At 64.5% G+C, this 19,867-nt stretch carries 16 protein-coding genes; 8 read left to right on the top strand and 8 right to left on the bottom strand.

Features of this window, described 5'->3' with window-relative positions; all coding sequences use genetic code 11:
• Positions 1-9: 9 nt before the first annotated feature.
• The 3 genes from HYH08_RS23445 to HYH08_RS23435 are packed head-to-tail and all read left to right on the top strand — an operon-like array spanning position 10 to position 3,249.
• Positions 10-1,062: an Ldh family oxidoreductase gene (locus HYH08_RS23445; RefSeq protein WP_220012192.1), complete on the top strand. Its 1,053-nt coding sequence runs from the start codon at positions 10-12 to the stop codon at positions 1,060-1,062.
• A gap of 18 nt (positions 1,063-1,080) precedes the next feature.
• Positions 1,081-2,448, top strand: a complete 1,368-nt coding sequence (locus HYH08_RS23440) for an LLM class flavin-dependent oxidoreductase (RefSeq protein WP_220012191.1) — start codon at positions 1,081-1,083, stop codon at positions 2,446-2,448.
• A 15-nt stretch (positions 2,449-2,463) separates the two neighbouring features.
• On the top strand, positions 2,464-3,249 hold the full coding sequence (locus HYH08_RS23435; protein ID WP_220012190.1) for a fumarylacetoacetate hydrolase family protein: 786 nt from the start codon (positions 2,464-2,466) through the stop codon (positions 3,247-3,249).
• Between the two features lie 127 nt (positions 3,250-3,376).
• Here the strand turns inward: HYH08_RS23435 and HYH08_RS23430 are convergent, their stop codons facing one another.
• The gene (locus tag HYH08_RS23430; protein WP_220012189.1) at positions 3,377-3,832 is read right to left on the bottom strand and encodes an Lrp/AsnC family transcriptional regulator; all 456 of its coding nucleotides are present in this window, start codon (positions 3,830-3,832) and stop codon (positions 3,377-3,379) included.
• A 155-nt stretch (positions 3,833-3,987) separates the two neighbouring features.
• Between HYH08_RS23430 and HYH08_RS23425 the strand changes: the two genes are divergently transcribed.
• Complete coding sequence (locus HYH08_RS23425; RefSeq protein WP_220012188.1) at positions 3,988-7,437, top strand: indolepyruvate ferredoxin oxidoreductase family protein; 3,450 nt, start codon at positions 3,988-3,990, stop codon at positions 7,435-7,437.
• Positions 7,438-7,514: 77 nt separating this feature from the next.
• Entirely contained in the window at positions 7,515-8,933 is a 1,419-nt protein-coding gene (iaaH, locus tag HYH08_RS23420; RefSeq protein ID WP_220012187.1) for an indoleacetamide hydrolase, read from the top strand.
• A gap of 147 nt (positions 8,934-9,080) precedes the next feature.
• Here iaaH and HYH08_RS23415 read toward each other — a convergent pair whose 3' ends face one another.
• Positions 9,081-9,989: a LysR family transcriptional regulator gene (locus tag HYH08_RS23415; protein WP_220012186.1), complete on the bottom strand. Its 909-nt coding sequence runs from the start codon at positions 9,987-9,989 to the stop codon at positions 9,081-9,083.
• Between the two features lie 278 nt (positions 9,990-10,267).
• Here HYH08_RS23415 and HYH08_RS23410 point away from each other — a divergent pair, with 278 nt between their 5' ends.
• The 3 genes from HYH08_RS23410 to HYH08_RS23400 all read left to right on the top strand — a co-directional run bounded on the left by HYH08_RS23410 (position 10,268) and on the right by HYH08_RS23400 (position 13,658).
• Positions 10,268-11,446 (top strand): HlyD family secretion protein, encoded by a 1,179-nt coding sequence (locus tag HYH08_RS23410; protein WP_220012185.1) that lies wholly within the window; start codon positions 10,268-10,270, stop codon positions 11,444-11,446.
• Positions 11,447-11,560: 114 nt separating this feature from the next.
• Positions 11,561-13,171, top strand: coding sequence for an MDR family MFS transporter (locus HYH08_RS23405; RefSeq protein ID WP_220012184.1), 1,611 nt, complete (start codon positions 11,561-11,563; stop codon positions 13,169-13,171).
• Positions 13,172-13,196: 25 nt separating this feature from the next.
• On the top strand, positions 13,197-13,658 hold the full coding sequence (locus tag HYH08_RS23400; RefSeq protein ID WP_220012183.1) for a carboxymuconolactone decarboxylase family protein: 462 nt from the start codon (positions 13,197-13,199) through the stop codon (positions 13,656-13,658).
• Between the two features lie 168 nt (positions 13,659-13,826).
• On the opposite strand, the gene HYH08_RS23395 is transcribed toward HYH08_RS23400, so the two are convergent.
• The 6 genes from HYH08_RS23395 to HYH08_RS23370 all read right to left on the bottom strand — a co-directional run bounded on the left by HYH08_RS23395 (position 13,827) and on the right by HYH08_RS23370 (position 19,772).
• Positions 13,827-14,687, bottom strand: coding sequence for a D-amino-acid transaminase (locus HYH08_RS23395; RefSeq protein ID WP_220012182.1), 861 nt, complete (start codon positions 14,685-14,687; stop codon positions 13,827-13,829).
• 198 nt (positions 14,688-14,885) lie between these two features.
• Entirely contained in the window at positions 14,886-15,617 is a 732-nt protein-coding gene (locus HYH08_RS23390; protein ID WP_220012181.1) for an amino acid ABC transporter ATP-binding protein, read from the bottom strand.
• A 192-nt stretch (positions 15,618-15,809) separates the two neighbouring features.
• Positions 15,810-16,502: an amino acid ABC transporter permease gene (locus HYH08_RS23385; protein WP_220012180.1), complete on the bottom strand. Its 693-nt coding sequence runs from the start codon at positions 16,500-16,502 to the stop codon at positions 15,810-15,812.
• A 4-nt stretch (positions 16,503-16,506) separates the two neighbouring features.
• Entirely contained in the window at positions 16,507-17,238 is a 732-nt protein-coding gene (locus HYH08_RS23380; protein WP_220012179.1) for an amino acid ABC transporter permease, read from the bottom strand.
• A 120-nt stretch (positions 17,239-17,358) separates the two neighbouring features.
• Positions 17,359-18,270 carry an amino acid ABC transporter substrate-binding protein gene (locus HYH08_RS23375; protein WP_220012178.1) on the bottom strand — a complete coding sequence of 304 codons (912 nt, stop codon included), beginning with the start codon at positions 18,268-18,270 and terminating at the stop codon, positions 17,359-17,361.
• A 116-nt stretch (positions 18,271-18,386) separates the two neighbouring features.
• Positions 18,387-19,772 carry a M20 family metallopeptidase gene (locus HYH08_RS23370; protein ID WP_220012177.1) on the bottom strand — a complete coding sequence of 462 codons (1,386 nt, stop codon included), beginning with the start codon at positions 19,770-19,772 and terminating at the stop codon, positions 18,387-18,389.
• Between the last annotated feature and the right edge of the window lie 95 nt (positions 19,773-19,867).

Here is a 19,867-nt window from a genome sequence, read left to right as displayed (position 1 = left end):
GGAAACGCCATGCCCATCGTCACGGCCGACCGCCTCACGCGCATCAGCGCCGCGCTGCTCCAGGCTGCAGGCGCTTCCCCTGAAGAGGCCGACGCGGTCGCAACCGGCTGCGTCAATGCCAATCTCGCCGGCCACGACTCCCACGGCGTGATCGCGGTTCCCACCTATATCGACCGCATCAAGGCCGGACACATCGTCCCCGGCGCCAAATGGTCCATCGTCCAGGAATCGCCGACCACGACGGTGATCGACGGACATTGGGGGTTCGGCTTCCACGTCAATGCGAAAGCGATGGCGCTGACGATCGAGAAGGCGAAGACGGCGAATGTCGCCGCCTGCACCGTATTCCGGCAGAGCCATGTCGGCCGCCTCGCCGCCTATCCCTTGATGGCGATGCGCGAAGGGATGATCGGGATTGCCACGGCGGATTCCGGCCGCTCGCCGAAACACGTCGCGCCGTTCGGCGGCAAGGAGCCGCGGCTCGGCACCAACCCGATCTCGATCGCGGTGCCGTCCGACCTCGATGCGCCGTTCTATCTTGATATGGCGACCTCGGCTGTCGCGGCCGGCAAGATCCAGCTCGCGGTTGCCCGCGGCGAGGCGATTCCGACCGGATGGATCATCGACGCCGAGGGGCGGCACACCACCGATCCCACCCAATACCGCAAGGGCGGCGCGCTGCTGCCGCTCGGCGGCACGGAGGGTTACAAGGGCAGCGGTCTTGCCGCCATGGTCGAGGTGCTGTGCGGCCTGCTCACCGGCCTGGGATTCGGCGTCGAGCCGACCGGGCGGCATAATGACGGCTGCTTCATGGCGGTGTTCAACGTCGCAGCGTTCCGGCCGCTGCAGGCGTTCAAGCGCGAGGTCGCCGAGTTCGCGCGCTACCTCAAATCGACGCCGCCCTCCGAGGGCAGCCGAGGCGTCTACTATCCCGGCGAGATCGAGGGCCTGCGCGAGCAGCAGCGCCTGCGCGACGGCATCGAGATCGAGGATGCGACCTGGGAAAAACTGCGCGCGCTGGCGCGTGACTACCGGCTCGACACCATCCTCGATCTGGCCTGACGGCATCAGGAGAACAGCATGAATCGGCAGATGGTCCTTGTCGGCTTCCTTCAGGCGCAGAATTGCACGAACCTGCCGAGCTCGTGGCGGCACCCTGACTCCCGCGACGATTCCATGTCGGCGGATTATTATCAGGAGATCGCCAGAATCCTCGAAGCCGGCAAATTCCACATGGCGTTCTTCGACGATCGCCTGGCGATGCCCGACCGCTACGGCAACGACCATGCCCACACGGTCGAATACGGCATCCGCTGCGTGAAGATGGATCCGCTGATCGTGCTGACCACGATGGGCATGGTCACCGACAGGCTCGGCCTGGGGGCGACCTGCTCGACCACCTATTACGAGCCCTTCGACGTCGCACGCCGCTATGCGACGCTCGATCTGATGTCGGGGGGACGCGCGGCCTGGAACGTCGTCACCTCGCTCAATGACGGCGAGGCGCTCAACATGGGGCGGGACTCGCATCCTGAACATGATTCCCGCTACGACAAGGCCGACGAGTTCATGGAGGTCGTGCTCGGCCATTGGGACACCTGGGAGGACGGCGCGCTCATCATGGACAAGAAGAGCGGCCGCTTTGCCGATCCGACCAAGGTGAAGCGGCTCGATCACAAGGGCGCAAACTTCAAATCGCGCGGGCCGTTCACCGTGCCGCGTTCGCAACAGGGCCACCCCGTGATCATCCAGGCCGGCGCATCGGGCCGCGGCCAGCGCTTTGCCGGGCGATGGGGCGAGGTGATCTTCACCGCCGCGCGCAATCCTCAGGCCGCCAAGGATGGCTATGCCGCCGTGCGCAACGAGGCCGCGAAAGCCGGCCGCGATCCCGACCAGATGTTTCTCTGCAATTTGACGACGCCGGTTTGCGCGGCCACGAAAGCCGAGGCCGAGGACAAGATGGCGCTGATCAACAAGCTGCCGCTCGAGATCGACGCACTGTCGCTGCTCGCCGAAGCGCTCAACTACGATTTCGCCTCCAAGGATCTCGACGAGCCGCTGACGACGGACGAGCTGAACAGCATGCAGGGCATTCTGGGAATCCGCGACGGCGTGCTGAAGAATTCCGGCAAGAGCAATCCGAGCGCGCGTGACTTCGTCACCTTCTCAGGCCGTGGCCAGGTGCACGATGCCATGGTCGGCGGCCCCAAGGAGATCGCGGACAGGCTGGAGGAGATGTTCGTCGAGCGCGGCTGCGACGGCTTTGTCATCGCCGCGACCTATGTGCCCGGCTCCTATGCCGATTTCGTCCAGCACGTCGTGCCGGAATTGCAGCGGCGCGGCCTGTTCCAGAAGGAGTATCGCGGCAAGACGCTGCGGGAGAATCTCGGCCTGAAGCGGCCGGCGGCGGGCGCCTGGAAAGTGCAGCCGCGCGACGCTGCGGAATAACAAGAAGGACACATCATGCGCTGGCTGAAATTCACCGCCTCCGGCAAAACCTCCTGGGGCCTGGCCGAAGGCGACCAGGTGATCGCGGTCGAGGGCGATCCCTTTGGCGAATGGCAGCGCACCTCGCACACGCATCCGCTGTCGCAGGTCAAGGTCGAGCTGCCGCTGATCCCGCGCACCTTCTATTGCGTCGGCCTGAATTACCTCAAGCACCTGAAGGAAGCCGCCGACAAGGCCGGCACGGTGCCGGCCGTGCCTGAAAGGCCCGAGATCGGCTACCGCGCCCAGAATGCGCTGATCGCGCATGACGAGGATGTCGTGATCCCCGCCTTCGCAACCGAGAAGATCCATTATGAGGGCGAGCTCGTCGTCGTCATCGGCAAGAAGGTGAAGCACCTCACCGCAGAGAATGCGATGGATTGCGTGTTCGGCTACACCATCGGCAACGATGTCAGCGAGCGTAGCTGGCAGAAGGCGGACCGCAGCCTGTGGCGTTCGAAGAACGCCGACACCTTCAAGCCGATGGGCCCGTGGATCGAGACCGCGGCCGATCTGGCGACAATGGAAACCGTGGTCCGGGTCAACGGCAAGGAAACCAACCGCTTCGCGACCGCGGACATGATCTTTGGCGTGGTGCCGTTTCTGGTCGAGCTGACCAAATATTTCACGCTGTGGCCCGGTGACGTGATCTGGATGGGCACGGACGGTGCTTCTCCCGACATCAAGCACGGCGACGTCGTCGAGATCGACATCACCGGCATAGGCACGTTGCGCAACAGGTTCGTGCGGGAGGGGCGGTAATGAAGGTTCCGTAGGGTGGGCAAAGGCGCGTAACGCCGTGCCCACGATCTCTTTCTGTCATGAAGGAAACGTGGGCACGCTTCGCTTTGCCCACCCTACGATACTTCCTACGAGACTTCCCTATGTCTCAGAACGGCAGCGCCACACTCGTCTTGATTTCCTTCAGCACCACGTTGCTGCGCACGGTGCGGATGCCGGGAATGCGGAACATGAACTCGTCGAGGAATTTGTTGTAGGCGGCCATGTCCTGCACGACGACGCGCAAATGGTAATCGGCGTCGCCCGTAGTCGCAAAGCACTCCAGCACCTCGCGGCGCTTGGTGACCCGGGATACGAACTCGTCGACGAACTTTGCGTCATGCCGCTCCAGCGAGGCGTGGAGGATCGCCGACATCGCAAAGCCCGCCTGCTCGCGCGCAACCAGGGCCGCATAGCCCTGGATGACCCCCCTCTCCTCCAGCGCGCGCACGCGGCGCCAGCAGGCCGAGGTCGACATGCCGACCTCGTCGGCGAGCTGCTGGTTGGTGGCGCGGCCGTCTTTCTGCAGATGCGCGAGAATCCGCGTGTCCTGGTCTTCAATCATCGGCGCCCCTCAAAATCGATGAAATCTACCACATTTGATATCGTATCGCAAAATTCTACCGAATTTGTGATCGCACGCGGATAAATAGGTAGGACCTACCAGCCTCCAAGGCATAACCTTCCGTCATTGGGCAGGGATGCCGCGCGAGGTCCACCATGGACGCCGTTCCATCACTCGACACTTACGAGCTCTCCGACCGCTACGACCGCGAGGAGGGCCGCGTCTTCCTCACGGGCACGCAGGCCATCGTCCGCATCGCGCTCGATCAGGTCAGGCGCGACCGCGCCGCGGGGCTGAACACGGCCGGGTTCATCTCCGGCTATCGCGGCTCGCCGCTCGGCGGCATCGACCTCGAGCTCTGGCGGATCCAGCAGCGGCTGAAGCAGGACCGCATCGAATTCCTCCCCGCCGTGAACGAGGACCTCGCAGCGACCGCCGTGCTCGGCTCGCAGCAGGTGGAGACGCAAGCCGATCGCGTGGTCGATGGCGTGTTCGGGCTCTGGTACGGCAAGGGCCCCGGCATCGACCGCTCCGGCGACGCGCTCAAGCACGGCAATGCGTACGGCTCCTCGCCGCATGGCGGCGTGCTGGTGGTCGCCGGCGACGACCATGGCTGCGTGTCCTCGTCGATGCCGCACCAGTCCGATGTCGCCTTCATGAGTTGGTTCATGCCGACGCTGCATCCGGCCGATGTCGGCGAATATCTGGCGTTCGGCGAATATGGCTATGCGCTGAGCCGCTTTTCGGGCATGTGGGTCGGCTTCAAGGCGATCTCGGAGATCGTGGAATCAGGTGCCTCCGTCGCGCTGCGCCCGCCGCGCGTGTTCAATACGCCCGACTTCACGCCGCCGCCCGGCGGCCTGCACTATCGCTGGCCGGACTTGCCGGGCCCGCAGATTGAGGAACGGCTGGAAGCGAAAAAGCATGCGGTCTACGCCTTCGCCAAGGCCAATCCGATCGACCGCCACATCTACGACATTCCCAGTGCCACCTACGGCATCGTCACGACCGGCAAGGCGCATCTCGACCTGATGGAAGCGCTGCGGCTGATGGGCCTCGACGAGGCTGCCTGCCGCCGCATCGGTATCGACGTCTACAAGGTGGGCATGGTCTGGCCGCTGGCGCTGCACGACGCGATGGACTTCGTGAACGGCAAGCGCGAGATCCTCGTGGTCGAGGAGAAGCGCGGCATCATCGAGAGCCAGTTCAAGGAATATTTCTACGACTATCCCGGCAGCAAGCCCGAGCGCATGGTCGGCAAGCACGACGAACGAGGGGCGCGGCTGATCTCCTGGATCGGCGAATTGTCACCGCGCGCGCTGGCGGAAGTGCTGGCGCGACGGCTCGATCCGATGTTTCCGGGCCTCGATCTCGCCGCCCGCGCCGCCGCGCTGTTGCCGGAAGCGGAGCGCACGATCAACGTCGCGGGCGCGACGCGCACGCCCTATTTCTGCTCGGGCTGCCCGCACAACACGTCAACGAAAGTGCCGGAGGGTTCGAAGGCGCTGGCCGGAATCGGCTGCCACTTCATGGCGAGCTGGATGGATCGCGAGACCTCGTCGCTGATCCAGATGGGCGGCGAGGGCGTGAACTGGGCGGCATCGTCGCGCTTCACCGGCAACAAGCACATCTTCCAGAATCTCGGCGAAGGCACCTATTATCACTCCGGCTCGATGGCGATCCGGCAGGCGATCGCGGCAAAAGCCAACATCACCTACAAGATCCTGTTCAACGACGCCGTCGCCATGACCGGCGGCCAGCCGGTCGACGGCCCCGTCAGCGTGCATGCGATCGCGCACAGCGTCCGCGCCGAGGGCGTTGCCCGCATCGCGCTGGTGTCGGACGATCCCGCGCAGTTCCTGCCCGCAGACCTGCCTGATGGCGTGAGCATCCACCCGCGCGAGGCGATGGACGCCGTGCAGCGCGAGCTGCGTGAGGTCTCCGGCGTCTCGGTGCTGATCTATCAGCAGACCTGCGCCACCGAGAAGCGGCGCCGGCGCAAGCGTGGCCAGATGGCCGACCCGAAACGCTTTGCCTACATCAACGATCTCGTCTGCGAGGGCTGCGGCGATTGCTCGGTCGAATCCAACTGCCTCAGCGTCGAACCGAAGGAGACGCCATTCGGCCGCAAGCGGCAGATCAATCTGTCGGCCTGCAACAAGGACTTTTCCTGCCTCAACGGCTTCTGCCCGAGCTTTGTCACGGTCGAAGGCGCAACGCGCCGGAAGAAAAGCGCGAGCCAGATCGACGCGATCGGCCGCGCGGCGGCGCTCCCCCTCCCCGAACCTGCCACGCTCGACCGTCCCTACGATCTGCTCGTGACTGGCGTCGGCGGCACCGGCGTGATCACGGTGGGCGCGCTGATCGGCATGGCCGCGCATCTGGAACGCCGTGGCGTCTCGGTGCTGGACTTTACCGGCTTTGCGCAGAAGTTCGGCCCCGTGCTGAGCTTCATCCGGCTTGCCGCCTCGCCCGACGCGCTGCACCAGGTGCGCATCGACCAGGGTGCGGCCGACGCGATGATCGGCTGCGATCTCGTCGTCAGCTCTTCGCCAAAGGCGTCCGGCACCTATCGAAAAGGCACGCGCGCCGTCGTCAACACCGCGGAGATGCCGACCGGCGACGTGGTTCGTTTTCGTGACGCCGATCTCGCCTCGCCCGCACGCCTGCGCGCCATCCGCCAGGTGATCGGCAACGACAATCTCGACACGATCAACGCCAACGCGCTGGCCGAGCGACTGCTCGGCGATGCCGTCTATGCCAACATCATCATGCTGGGCTTTGCCTGGCAGCGCGGACTGGTGCCGGTCGCGCTGCAAGCGCTGCTCCGCGCGATCGAGCTGAACGGCGTTGCGGTCGATCGCAACCAGCAGGCCTTTGCCTGGGGGCGGATCGCGGCGGCCGATCCGGGCTTCCTGCCGACGGCGGACGAATCGCCCAAGACCGAGACGCTCGATGAGCTCATCGCCCGCCGCGCCGATTTCCTGACCGCCTATCAGAACGAGGCCTATGCGGCGCGCTATCGGGAGATGATCGAGAAAGTGCGCCGCACTGAGGCTGCGATCAACAGCGAAGCGCTCACGGAGGCGGTCGCGCGCGCCCTGTTCAAGCTGATGGCCTACAAGGACGAGTACGAGGTTGCGCGCTTGCATATGCAGAGCGGTTTCATCGACGAGCTGAAGCGGGAATTCGAGGACGGTTTTAGCGTCCAATACCACCTCGCCCCACCGTTCCTGCCGTCGAAGCAGGACGCCCGCGGCCGGCCCCGCAAGCGTGCCTTCGGTCAGTGGATCCAGATGCCGCTCGCGATGCTGGCGCAGTTGAAGGGCTTGCGCGGCACGCCATTCGATCCGTTCGGCTACACCGCCGAACGGCGCGCGGAGCGGGAGTTGATCAGCTGGTATGAGGGGGTGATCGAACGCATGCTCGGTCAGCTCGACACCGCGCATGTTTCCGAGCTCATCGCCATCGCAAAAGCGCCAATGGAGATCCGTGGCTACGGCCCGGTGAAGGACACCGCGATCGCCAAGGTGAAGCCCGATGTCGAGCGGCGCCTCGCGAATTTGACGACGCCGGTCATGCAAAAGCTGCAGGTCCACGGTTGACGCGACCGCAATGAGGCCTCAGCCTCAGGCCTCCAAGCGGGCGCCCTGTTGGCGTCTCCGCAATGGAGTGACGCATCATGGATTTCGACCAGTTGACCCTGACCCAGGCCATTGCCGACCTCCGCGCCGGCAAGGTGACGAGCACCGCGCTCACGACGGAAGCACTGAGCCGCGCCAAGGCCCATGCCGATCTCAACGCCTTCATCACTCTGGACGAGGCCGGCGCCCTGAAGGCCGCCGCCGCATTCGACGCGAGCGGCGACACGTCAAAACCGCTCGGCGGCGTGCCCATCGTGGTCAAGGACAACATCGAGGTCGCGGGATTGCCCTGCAGCGCCGGCACTCCGGCGCTGAAAGATTACGTTCCGAAAGCGGATGCGCCGGTTGCCGCAAAGCTGCGCGCCGCAGGCGCGATCATCATCGGCAAGACCAGCATGCACGAGCTTGCCTTCGGCATTTCCGGCTACAACACCGCGTTCAAGACCGGCGCGGAGTTCGGCGTGCGCAACGCCTATGACCGCGCGCTGATCGCGGGCGGCTCCTCGTCCGGGACGGGCGCCGCACTCGGCGCGCGGATCGTGGCGGGCGGGCTCGGCACCGACACCGGCGGATCGGTCCGCGTGCCCGCGGCGCTGAACGGATGCGCCTCGCTGCGCCCGACCGCCGGGCGCTATCCGCAAGGCGGCATCGCGCCGATCTCGCACACCCGCGATACCGCGGGGCCAATGGCCGCGACCATGGCGGACGTCGCGCTGCTCGACCGCGTCATCACAGGCGGCGAGTCCATTGCGCCGGCCGATCTGACGCAGGTCCGCATCGGCATCGTCAAATCGATGTTGGCGAATCTCGATGCCGACACCGAGTCGGCTTTCCAGGGGGCCGTCGCGAAAATGAAATCGCAGGGTGTCACTGTGATCGAGATCGAGATGGCGGCGCTTGCCGGACTTAATGCTCAGGTCGGCTTTCCCGTCGCGCTCTATGAAGCCTATGACGACATGGTCGCCTATCTCGCGCATACCGGCACCGGCCTCGGCATCGACGACATGGCGAAGCAGATCGCAAGTTCCGACGTCAAGGGCATCTTCGATGGCCTGGTGATCCCGCGCAAGCTGCCCGGCCCTGACGGCACACCGGTGGATGCCAAGCCGATCTATGAGGCCGCGATCAAGACCGCACGCCCTGCGCTGCAGGCGCTCTACAGCAAGACGTTTTCGAACAACCGGCTCGACGCCATCGCCTTCCCGACCACGCCGCGCGTCGCGATTGCCTCCACCCCCGATTCCAGCAGCCTCGAGAATTTCGGCCTGTTCATCCAGAACACCGACCCCGGCAGCAATGCCGGCATTCCCGGGATTCAGATTCCGATTGCGCTGGGTGCGACGAGCAAATTGCCGATCGGGATCGAGCTCGACGGCCCGGCGGGGAGCGACCGCAGTTTGCTGGCGATCGGCATGGCGCTGGATACCGTGTTTGGGCGACTGCCGCCGCCACGCTGACGCTCTCGTAGGGTGGGCAAAGCGGAGCGTGCCCACGCATTTGTTGCGATCGAGAAGGAACGTGGGCACGGCGCAAGTGCGCCTTTGCCCACCCTACGGCATCTCGCAATGACGAAGAGATGGTGGGCGCGTCGCTTCTGCCGCCGCTCACGAATACGGATTGATCAGCTTCTGCTGCTCGGCGCTGTGATGGACCAGCATGTCGATGAAGGTTCTCACCTTCGCCGACAGATGATGCCGATGCGGATAGACGGCGTTCATCGACATCTCGACCGGCCGATACTCCGGCAGCAGCCGCACCAGCCGGCCGGCATCGAGATCGTCGCCGACCAGAAAACCGGCGGCGAGGCTGATGCCTGCGCCCTGGAGCGCGGCCTCGCGCAGCGCTTCGCCGCTGTTGGTGATCAGATTGCCCGAGACCCGCACCGAGGCCGGCGCGCCCTTGCGATCGAAGAAGCGCCACTCGTCAAAGGGATAGTTGATGTGGCGCACGCAATTATGCGCGGCGAGTTCCTCCAGCGTCTGCACGCGGCCATGCGCCTCGATATAGGCGTGCGAGCAGCACAGCACGTGACGCCAGGTCGCAAGGCTCCGCACGATCAGGCTGGAGTCCGGCGGCGCGATCATGCGCAGCGCGAGATCGAAACCCTCCTCGATCAGATCGACATTGGTCTCGCCCATGCGCAGATCGACCTTGACCTCGGGATAGGTCGCGAGGAATTCGGCCATCACCGGGGCCACGAACGAGACCATATGGGTGGCGGTGTGGATGCGCAGCGTGCCGCGCGGCGTCGACTGCAGCGCGCCGGCGATGTCGTCGGCCTGCTCGATATCGGCAAGGATCTGGACGCAGCGATCGTAATAGGCCTTGCCGACTTCAGTGAGGTTCACCTTGCGCGTGGTGCGCTGAAGCAGCCGCACGCCGAGCCGGTCCTCCAGCGCCTGCACGTGGTTGCTCACCATGGTGGTGGACATGTTGAGCTTGCGGGCCGCCGCAGAGAAGCCGCCGGCCTCGACCACCCGGCTGAAGACTTCGAGGCTGGTCAATCGGTCCATGTCGCCTGATTATCCGCTTTCGATCGATAATCGCAAGGAATTCGGTCTGATTATCCAACAGATCAGGCGCAACCCTCTCTCGCGCGCAGCCCGTTGGCCGCAATGTCGCGACAGGCGCGGCGATCGCTCTGGGGCAACCGCCGGCTCAGCCTAGTAGATCATCACACGCCGGGACGCTGACGACTATCCACTCCTGATGGATAATCCTTCCCATATTTCGCCAATTATCTCTTGAGACAACAAGACCGATAGTCTCGGCGAGCCGACAGGAGACCGTCATGTCTGAAATGCCCCGCACCGAAAAATTCCAACAAGCAACTGAAATCACTCACGATTATCAGGCACCTCGTGCCGTTCCGGCCCGCACCATGGTCCGGCGCACGGCACTGGCGCTTGCGCTGCTCGCGGGCACGGCCGCGATTGGCTATTACGGCCACGACTACTGGACCCGCGGCCGCTACCTCGAATCCACCGACGATGCCTATGTGAAGGCAGACTCCACGATCATCGCGCCAAAGGTCTCCGGCTATATCGCCAAGGTGCTGGTCGGCGACAACGAGAAGGTCAGGGCCGGCCAGCTGCTGGCGAAGATCGACGACCGCGATTTCAAGGCGGCGCTCGACCAGGCCAGGGCCGACGTCGCGGCCGGCGAAGCCTCGGTGCGCAACATCGATGCCCAGCTCCAACTGCAGCAGCCGGTCATCGAGCAGAGCACGGCCGATGTTGCGGCTGCGGACGCCAATCTGAAATTCGCGCAGGAAGAGCGCGCCCGCTATGACGACCTCATGAAAACGGGCTCCGGCACGATCCAGCGCGCACAGCAGACCGACGCAGCACTGCGCGCCAGCAACGCGCAATTGCAGCATGCCAAATCCGGCCTCGTCGCCGCACAGCGCAAGGTCGACGTCCTCACCACCCAGCGCGCGCAGGCCACGGCCCAGCTCGAGCGCGCCCGCGCGGTCGCGCAGCAGGCAGCGCTGAACCTGTCCTACACCGAGATCACCGCGCCGGTCGACGGCACGGTCGGCGCCCGCTCGTTGCGCGTCGGCCAGTTCGTGCAGGCCGGCACGCAATTGATGGCGGTGGTGCCGCTCGATGCAGTTTACGTCGTCGCCAATTTCAAGGAGACGCAACTGACGCATGTGCGCCCCGGCCAGCCGGTCGAGCTGCACGTCGACAGTTTCCGCAATCAGACCCTGCACGGTCATGTCGACAGCCTGTCGCCGGCGAGCGGTCTCGAATTCGCGCTGCTGCCGCCCGACAATGCCACCGGCAATTTCACCAAAATCGTACAGCGCGTGCCGGTGAAGGTCGTGCTCGACGATGACAGCCTGGCCGGCCTGCTGCGCCCCGGCATGTCGGCGGTGCCGACCGTCGACACCAAGCAGACCGTGCTGGCCGAGCGTGAGGCGGCAAAACGTCTCGCCGAGAACACGGCCCGTCCGAACGGCGGCTGAGGTCGGACAACCGGCGGGATCATCAAGTCCCGCCGCACGATCCTTCCCGGCTTCCTCGATGATCGAAACCGTCCGTCCAATGCATCCTGTCTCCATACCCGAGACGAGGCTTCCATGAGCACGCTTCAACCAACCGTCAACGCCGCCGCCGGCCTCCCCGCTCCCGCGGCGCCCGCCACGCCGGCGATCTCTGCAAGAACCTGGATCGCGGTGATCGGCGCCACGCTCGGCGCCTTCATGGCGGTGCTGAACATCCAGATCGTCAACGCCTCGCTCGCCGACATCCAGGGCGCGATCGGCGCCGGCATCGACGACGGGGGCTGGATCTCCACCTCCTATCTGGTCGCCGAGATCGTGGTAATTCCGCTGTCGGGATGGCTGGCGCAGGTATTCTCGATCCGGATCTACCTGCTCACCAACGCGGTCCTGTTCCTGGCGCTGTCGGCGGCCTGCGCGCTGGCGCAGGACCTGCCGCAGATGATCGTGCTGCGCGCCGTGCAAGGCTTTACCGGCGGTGTGCTGATCCCGATGGCGTTCACGCTCATCATCACGCTGCTGCCGCGGCCCAAGCAACCGGTCGGTCTCGCGCTGTTCGCGCTGTCGGCGACATTTGCGCCGGCGATCGGTCCGACCATCGGCGGCTATCTCACCGAGAATCTGGGCTGGCAGTACATCTTCTACGTCAACCTTGTGCCCGGCGCGATCATGGTCGGCATGCTCTGGTACGCGCTCGATGCGAAGCCGATGAAGCTGTCGCTGCTCCGCGAGGGCGACTGGGCCGGCATCATCACCATGGCGATCGGTCTCTCCGCGCTGCAAACCGTGCTGGAGGAAGGCAACAAGGACGACTGGTTCGGCTCGCCCTTCATCGTCAGGCTCAGCGTGATCGCGGCCGTGGCGCTGACCGCTTTCCTGATCATCGAGCTCACCGTGAAGAAGCCGCTGCTCAACCTTCGCCTGCTGGTCCGCCGCAATTTCGGCTTTGGCATGCTCGCCAACTTCCTGCTCGGCGTCGCGCTGTACGGCTCGGTGTTCATCCTGCCGCAATATCTGGCGCGCATCCAGGGCTACAATGCCGAGCAGATCGGCATGGTGCTGGCGTGGACCGGACTGCCGCAACTCGTGCTGATCCCGCTGGTGCCGCGGCTGATGCAACGCTTCGATGCGCGGATCATCATCGGCATCGGCTTCGCGCTGTTCTCGGCCTCGAACTTCATGAACATTTACATGACCAATGACTACGCCGCCGACCAGCTGCTGTGGCCCAACATCGTCCGCGCCATCGGCCAGGCGCTGGTGCTGGCGCCGCTGTCGGCGGTGGCGACATCAGGAATCGAACCGGAGAATGCGGGCTCGGCCTCCGGTCTGTTCAACATGATGCGCAATCTCGGCGGCGCCGTCGGCATCGCGCTGCTCCAGACCGTCTTGACCAAACGCGAGCAGTATCACTCCAACGTGCTGATGCAGTCGGTCTCATTGTTCGAGCCGGCGACGCGGACGCGGCTGGAGCAGCTCACGCAATATTTCGTCAATCACGGCGTGCTCGACCGTGCGGACGCGGCGCATCGCGCCTATGTCGCGATCGGCCATACCGTGCAGAAGCAGGCCTTCATCTTCGCCTTCAGCGACACGTTCTACCTGCTCGGCATGGCGCTGATCGTCGCCCTGGTCGCCGTCTTCTTTCTGAAGAAACCCGGCCAGAGCTCGGCCGGCGGAGCCCACTGAGTCAACTCAAGCAAGGAGAACGACCATGAAACCGCGCATGAATTTCTACCAGGCCGCCCCCGATACGATGAAGGCGATGATGGCGCTGGAGGAGCAGGTCCAGTCGACCGGTCTGGAGAAGTCGCTGATCGAGCTGGTCAAGATCCGCGCATCGCAGATCAATGGCTGTGCCTTCTGCATCAACATGCACACCGAGGACGCGCGCAAGCGCGGCGAGACCGAGCAGCGGATCTATCTGCTCAATGCCTGGCGCGAATCCCCGCTCTACACCGACCGCGAGCGCGCTGCGCTGGCCTGGACCGAGTCGGTGACGCTGATCTCGCAGACGCATGCGCCGGATGATGCCTACGAAGACGTCCGCGCACAATTCTCCGACGCGGAGATGGTGAACCTGACCATGCTGATCGGCGCCATCAACGCCTGGAACCGGCTGGCGATCGCGTTCCGCGCGGTGCATCCGGTAAAGGTGAAGGCGTCGGTGGCGTGAGGGAAGCGGCAGCAGCGTGATGCACGGCACCGCCTCCGCATTCTCAACTGTCATGCCCCGGCTTGACCGGGGCATCCAGTACGCCGCGGCCTCTCGGTTCTAATAACAAAGGTCTCTGGAATACTGGATCGCCCGGTCAAGCCGGGCGATGACAGCTGAGCGTGCGGCTTAAACCGCTGTCGCCTTCGCGAACTCCACATAGATCTCGCGGAGCCGTGTCGCAACCGGGCCGGGCTTGCCGTCGCCGATGGTCTTGCCGTCGATGGCGACCACCGGCTGCACGAAGGACGAGGCCGAGGTGATGAAGGCTTCCTTGGCGGCGAGCGCGTCGGCGACCGTGAAGGCGCGCTCCTCGACACGGAGCTGACGTTCCTCCGCAAGCGCGATCACGGCCTTGCGGGTGCAGCCCGGCAGGATCGCGTTGGAATTCTGCCGCGTGACGATGACGTCGTCCTTGGTCAGGATGAACGCCGTGGACGAGCCGCCCTCGGTGACGTAGCCGTCCTGCAGCATCCAGGCTTCGCCCGCGCCGGCTTCCGCCGCGGCCTGCTTGGCCAGCACCTGCGCCAGCAGCGCCACGCTCTTGATGTCACGGCGCTCCCAGCGGATGTCGGGCACCGTGATCACGTTGATGCCGGTCTTGGCCGCCGTGGAGCCCATGATGTCCTTCTCGGAGGTGAACATCACCAGGCTCGACTTGACGTCGGCCTTGGGGAAGGGGAAGTCGCGGCCCTTGTCGGCACCGCGCGTGACCTGGAGGTAGACGAGGCCACTCTCGATCTTGTTGCGCGCGATCAGCTCCTTCTGGATCTCGGTGATGCGCGCGATCGTCTCCGGCAGTTGCAGCTTGATCTCGCCGACCGACCGCTCCAGCCGCGCCAGATGCGAGGCATTGTCGACCAGCTTGCCGTCCAGCACCGCCGAGACCTCGTAGATGCCGTCGGCGAACAGGAAGCCGCGGTCGAGGACCGAGATCCTGGCTTCCGAGAGCGGGACGAATGAGCCGTTGACGTAGGCGATCGAGTCCAAGGCAGGTCTCCTGGAGGGGTGGATTTGGCGCGCTTATACGCGAAATGGGCGCGCCGAGCACCCTCTATTCGTCATTCCGGGGCGTCGCGCAACGACGAGCTTTGATGCGCAATTGCGCATCAGAGAATCCATTTGGCTTCTCGGACTGCTGCCCGACGGATCCCGGGTTCGCGCTACGCGGCCAGGGATGACGATCGATTAATGCGACAAAATCTTCGACAAAAATTTCTGCGCGCGGTCGCTGCGCGGCTTGCCGAAGAAGTCCTCCTTCTCCGCGTCCTCGACGATCTCGCCGCGGTCCATGAAGATGACGCGGTTGGCGACCTTGCGGGCAAAGCCCATTTCGTGGGTCACGACCATCATGGTCATGCCTTCGCGGGCGAGGTCAACCATGACGTCGAGCACCTCGCTGACCATTTCAGGATCAAGTGCCGAGGTCGGCTCGTCGAACAGCATCACGATCGGATCCATCGCGAGCGCGCGGGCGATCGCGACGCGCTGCTGCTGGCCGCCGGAGAGCTGCGCCGGGAATTTCTGCGCCTGCTCCTTCAGGCCGACGCGCTCGAGGAGCTGCATGCCCTTCGCGACCGCCTTGTCGTGCGGCCGGCCCAGCACCTTCTCCTGCGACAGGCACAGATTGTCGATGATCTTGAGGTGCGGAAACAGCTCGAAATGCTGGAACACCATGCCGACGCGCGAGCGCAGCTTCGGCAGGTTGGTCTTGGGATCGTGCACCTTGGTGCCGTCAACGGTGATCTCGCCGCTCTGGAACGGCTCCAGCGCGTTGACGCATTTGATCAGGGTCGACTTGCCCGAGCCCGAGGGACCGCAGACGACGACCACCTCGCCCTTGGTGACGCTGGTGGTGCAGTCGGTCAGCACCTGAAAAGTCGGGCTGTACCATTTGTTGACGTGGCTGATTTCGATCATGTGTCTCTCAAGCCCTGCGGCAGACTCGGTTCACCTCTCCCAAGGGGAGAGGTCGGCGCGAAGCGCCGGGTGAGGGGTTCAGGTCTATCGTTGGAGCAAAACCCCTCACCCGGATTGCTGACGCAATCCGACCTCTCCCTATGGGAGAGGTGAAGGGGCACCGCGTTCCGAATACCGATTCCACGTTTCCACCTATCGAATGATGGCGATGCGCGACTGCAGGCGGCGAACGCCGAAAGACGCGATACAGGAGATGGTGAAGTAGACGATTGCGGCGAACAGATACATCTCGACCAGACGGCCGTCGCGCTGCGCGACCTTGCTGGCCGCACCCAGGAAGTCCGGGATCGACAGCACGTAGACCAGCGAGGTGTCCTGGAACAGCACGATGGTCTGCGTCAGCAGCACCGGCAGCATGTTGCGGAACGCCTGCGGCAGCACGACGTAGCGCATGGTCTGGGCGTAGCTGAGACCGAGCGCGCTGGCCGCGGCCGGCTGTCCTCGCGAGATCGACTGGATGCCGGCGCGCATGATCTCGGAGAAGTACGCCGCTTCGAACATGATGAAGGTGATCAGCGAGGACGCAAACGCACCGACGCTGATCGGGCGCGAAGCGCCGGTCAGCCACTGCCCGATATAGGGCACCAGGAAGTAGAACCAGAAGATCACCAGCACCAGCGGCAGCGAGCGCATGAAGTCGACATAGAGGCCGGCGATGCGTCCGAGCGTCTTGTAGCCGGACAGCCGCATCAAGGCGATCGCCGTGCCGAAGATGAGGCCGCCGAGCGCCGCAAGCGCAGTCAGCGTCACCGTGAAGGTCATGCCCTCGTAGAACAGATAGGGCAGCGAGCGGCGGATGACGTCGAAATCGAAACTCCCGAGCATGGCGCTATTTCCCCGTGATGTAGCCGGGGATCGCGACATAGCGCTCGAGGAAGCGCATCGAGGTCACGACGACCGTATTGACGAGGAGATAGATCAGGGTCGCGGCCGTGAAGGCCTCGAACACCTGGAACGAGAATTCCTGCATCGAGCGCGCCTGCCCGGTCAGCTCGATCAGGCCGATGGTGATCGCGACCGCCGTGTTCTTGATGGTGTTGAGGAACTCGGAGGTCAGCGGCGGCAGGATGATGCGGAATGCCATCGGCAGCAGCACGTAGCGATAGCCCTGCACGGTGGTGAGGCCGAGCGCGGTCGCCGCCATCTTCTGCCCGCGCGGCAGCGAGCCGATACCGGCCTGCAGCTGCACCGCGACGCGCGCCGACATGAAGAAACCGATGCCGATCGCAGCCGTCCAGAACGGCGCGTTCGGCAGTTGCTTCAGCCACAGGCCCGCGGCCTTCGGCAGCAATTCCGGCAGCACGAAGAACCACAGGAACAGCTGCACCAGCAGCGGCATGTTGCGGAAGAACTCGACCCAGCAGAAGCCGAACCAGTACGCGCCTCGCGAGGGCAGCGTGCGCATGACGCCGATCAGCGAGCCGAAAATCAGCGCGATGATCCAGGCGAGCACGGCCGTCTTCAGGGTCAGCACCAGTCCCGACAGCAGCATGTCGAGATAGGTGCCGGTCCCCATCGGGTTCGGCTCGAAGAAAATTCCCCAGTTCCAGTGGTAGTTCACGTGTCCCCCGCGCGAACGCGCCGATCAGATATGTCCCGGCGCCGCCTATGCAAATGTCCGGCCACTCTGGTGTCAAGAGTGGCCGGACATGATCCCGATCGAAAAGATCGAGGTAGTAGCTTACTTATAGTCGTCCGGGTTCGGCGAGTCCGACGGTTTTGCGAACTCGTTCTTAAGCTCGGCCGAGATCGGGGTGTTGAGGTTCAGGCCCTTCGGCGGGATCTTCTGGGTGAACCACTTGTCATAGATCTTCTGGCCCTCGCCCGAGGTGTAGAGCGCGGCGGTTGCCGCATCGACCACCTTCTTGAACGGCGCGTCGTCCTTGCGCAGCATGATGCCATAGGGCTCGGGCTTGGAGAACGCATCCTTGGAGATGGCGTAGTCGTCAGGCGACTTGGAGCCGGCGACGAGGCTGGCGAGCAGAATGTCGTCCATGACGAAGGCGACCGCGCGATCGGTCTCGACCATCAGGAAGGCTTCGGCGTGGTCCTTGGCCGGGATGATGTTGGCGCCGAGGCCCTTGGCGACGTTGGCTTCGGTGAGCTGCTTGATGTTGGTGGTGCCGGCGGTCGAGACCACCGTCTTGCCCTTGAGGTCGTCGATCGACTTGATGCCGCTCGACTTCTTGAAGACATAGCGGCTCGCGGTCAGGAAGTGGGTGTTGGTGAAGGAGACCTGCTTCTGGCGCTCGGCGTTGTTGGTGGTCGAGCCGCATTCGAGGTCGATGGTGCCGTTGGCCATCAGCGGGATACGCGTGGCCGAGGTCACCGGGTTGAGCTTGACCTCGAGCTTGTCGAGCTTGAGCTCCTTCTTCACGGCGTCGACGATCTTGTAGCAGATGTCCATCGCGAAACCGACGGGCTTCTGGTTGTCGTCGAGATAGGAGAACGGGATCGAGGAGTCGCGGAAGCCGAGCGTAATGGCGCCGGTGTCCTTGATGTTCTTCAGCGTGCCGGTCAGCTCCTGGGCCCCGGCCTGGCTGACGGCGAAGGTCGCGGCGAGCGCGAGCCCGATGCTACGGAAATGTTTCACTTTTTTGGTCCCCTTTCAGGATGATGCGGCCCGGATGCAAGCACAGATTGGGCCGGATTAGAATGTGACTTTCGGCTGGATTGCGGCGCAGGTTAACGGGCTCAGGCCAGCGGGCTTTAGGCCAAAGGTCTGGGCAATTCCCCGAGATCCCAGAACAGCCCGGCCATCACCGTCAAGGCCTCTTCGGTCAATGGCAGCAGGATGTGCTCATTGGGCGCATGCTGGGAGCAGCCGGGATAGGAGTGCGGGACCCAGATCGTCGGCAGGCCCAAAATCTCGGAAAACACGTCGTTGGGCAGCGAGCCGCCGAAATTCGGCAGCACCGCTGGCGGCTTGCCGGTGGTCTCCCTCACCGAATCCGCCGCCCATTTGATCCAGGGGCTGTCGAAATCGGTGCGCGATGCCGCAAAGCTCTGGGCGGCCCGCACCTCGACCATCGGAAAGCCCTTTGCCACCAGATGCGCGCGGACCGCATCGATCAGGCCGTTGACCTCCGTGCCGACCACGAAGCGCAGTTGCAGCACGGCATTGGCATGGCCTGGAATGGCATTCGCCGGCTTCTCGATATTGCCCGATGACATCGCCAGCACTTCGAGCGTGTTCCAGGCATAAAGGCGCTCGGCGGCCGAAAGACCCTCCTCGCCCCAGTTCTCCGCGAGCGCCGGCTCGTCCGCGGTCGGCACCACCTGCACGTCGGCGAGATAGCTGCGGATCTGGTTGGTGAGGCGCGGCGGCTTCAGCGCGTCGAGCTGGAGCCGGCCATGGCCGTCGACCAGCGTCGAGATCGCGTTGACGAGGATGGTGGCGGGATTGGCGAGCACGCCGCCCCAATTGCCGGAATGATGGCCGCCATCGCGCAAATTGACGTCGAGATGAATGCGGATGCCGCCGCGGCAGCCGAGGAACAGCGTCGGCCGATCCGCGGACAAACGCGGCCCGTCGGACGCCATGAACAGATCCGCCCTCAGTGCATCGCGATTGAGATCGCAGACCTTGCCCAGGTCAGGCGAGCCGATCTCCTCGCCCATCTCGACGATGAATTTGGCGTTGAAGCCGAGCTTGCCGCCGCGGGCCTCGCGCACCGCGCGGAGCGCGGCCATGTTGATGCTGTGCTGGCCCTTGTTGTCGGCGGTGCCGCGGCCATAGAGGCGCGTGCCCGCGACCGTCGTGCGCCAGGGATCGCGTCCATCGCGCCACTCGCCCTCCATGCCGTCGACGACATCGCCATGGCCATAGACCAGCACGGTCGGCGCGGACGCGCTCTCGATATGCTCGGCGAACAGGAACGGCGACTTGCCACTGGGGGATTCGACGATGCGGCTGGTGAAATCGAGCGCGGCGAAGGCCGGCACCATCTCCTGTTCCAGATAGGCGCGCAGCTCGGGGCCGCGCGACGGATTCTGGCTCTCGGTCTTGAAGCCGACGCGGCGGTCGAGTTCAGCGAGGAACGCACCGGATTTGAAGTCGTCCCGGGCGCGGGCGATGGCGTCGGCTCTGGTCATTGCTTTCGTTTTCAAGGTTTCGAGGCGGGCGAACCTGGCGGGCTACACTGGCCGTCGATAGTGGCGGGGAGTTGGATAGATCTTGGTCAGCTCTT

The sequence above is a fragment of the Bradyrhizobium sp. BR 10289 genome (assembly GCF_019455385.1).
Classification (GTDB): domain Bacteria; phylum Pseudomonadota; class Alphaproteobacteria; order Rhizobiales; family Xanthobacteraceae; genus Bradyrhizobium.
Note: the sequence above shows the minus strand (reverse complement) of the source record. Positions and strands in the feature narration are given on the sequence as shown.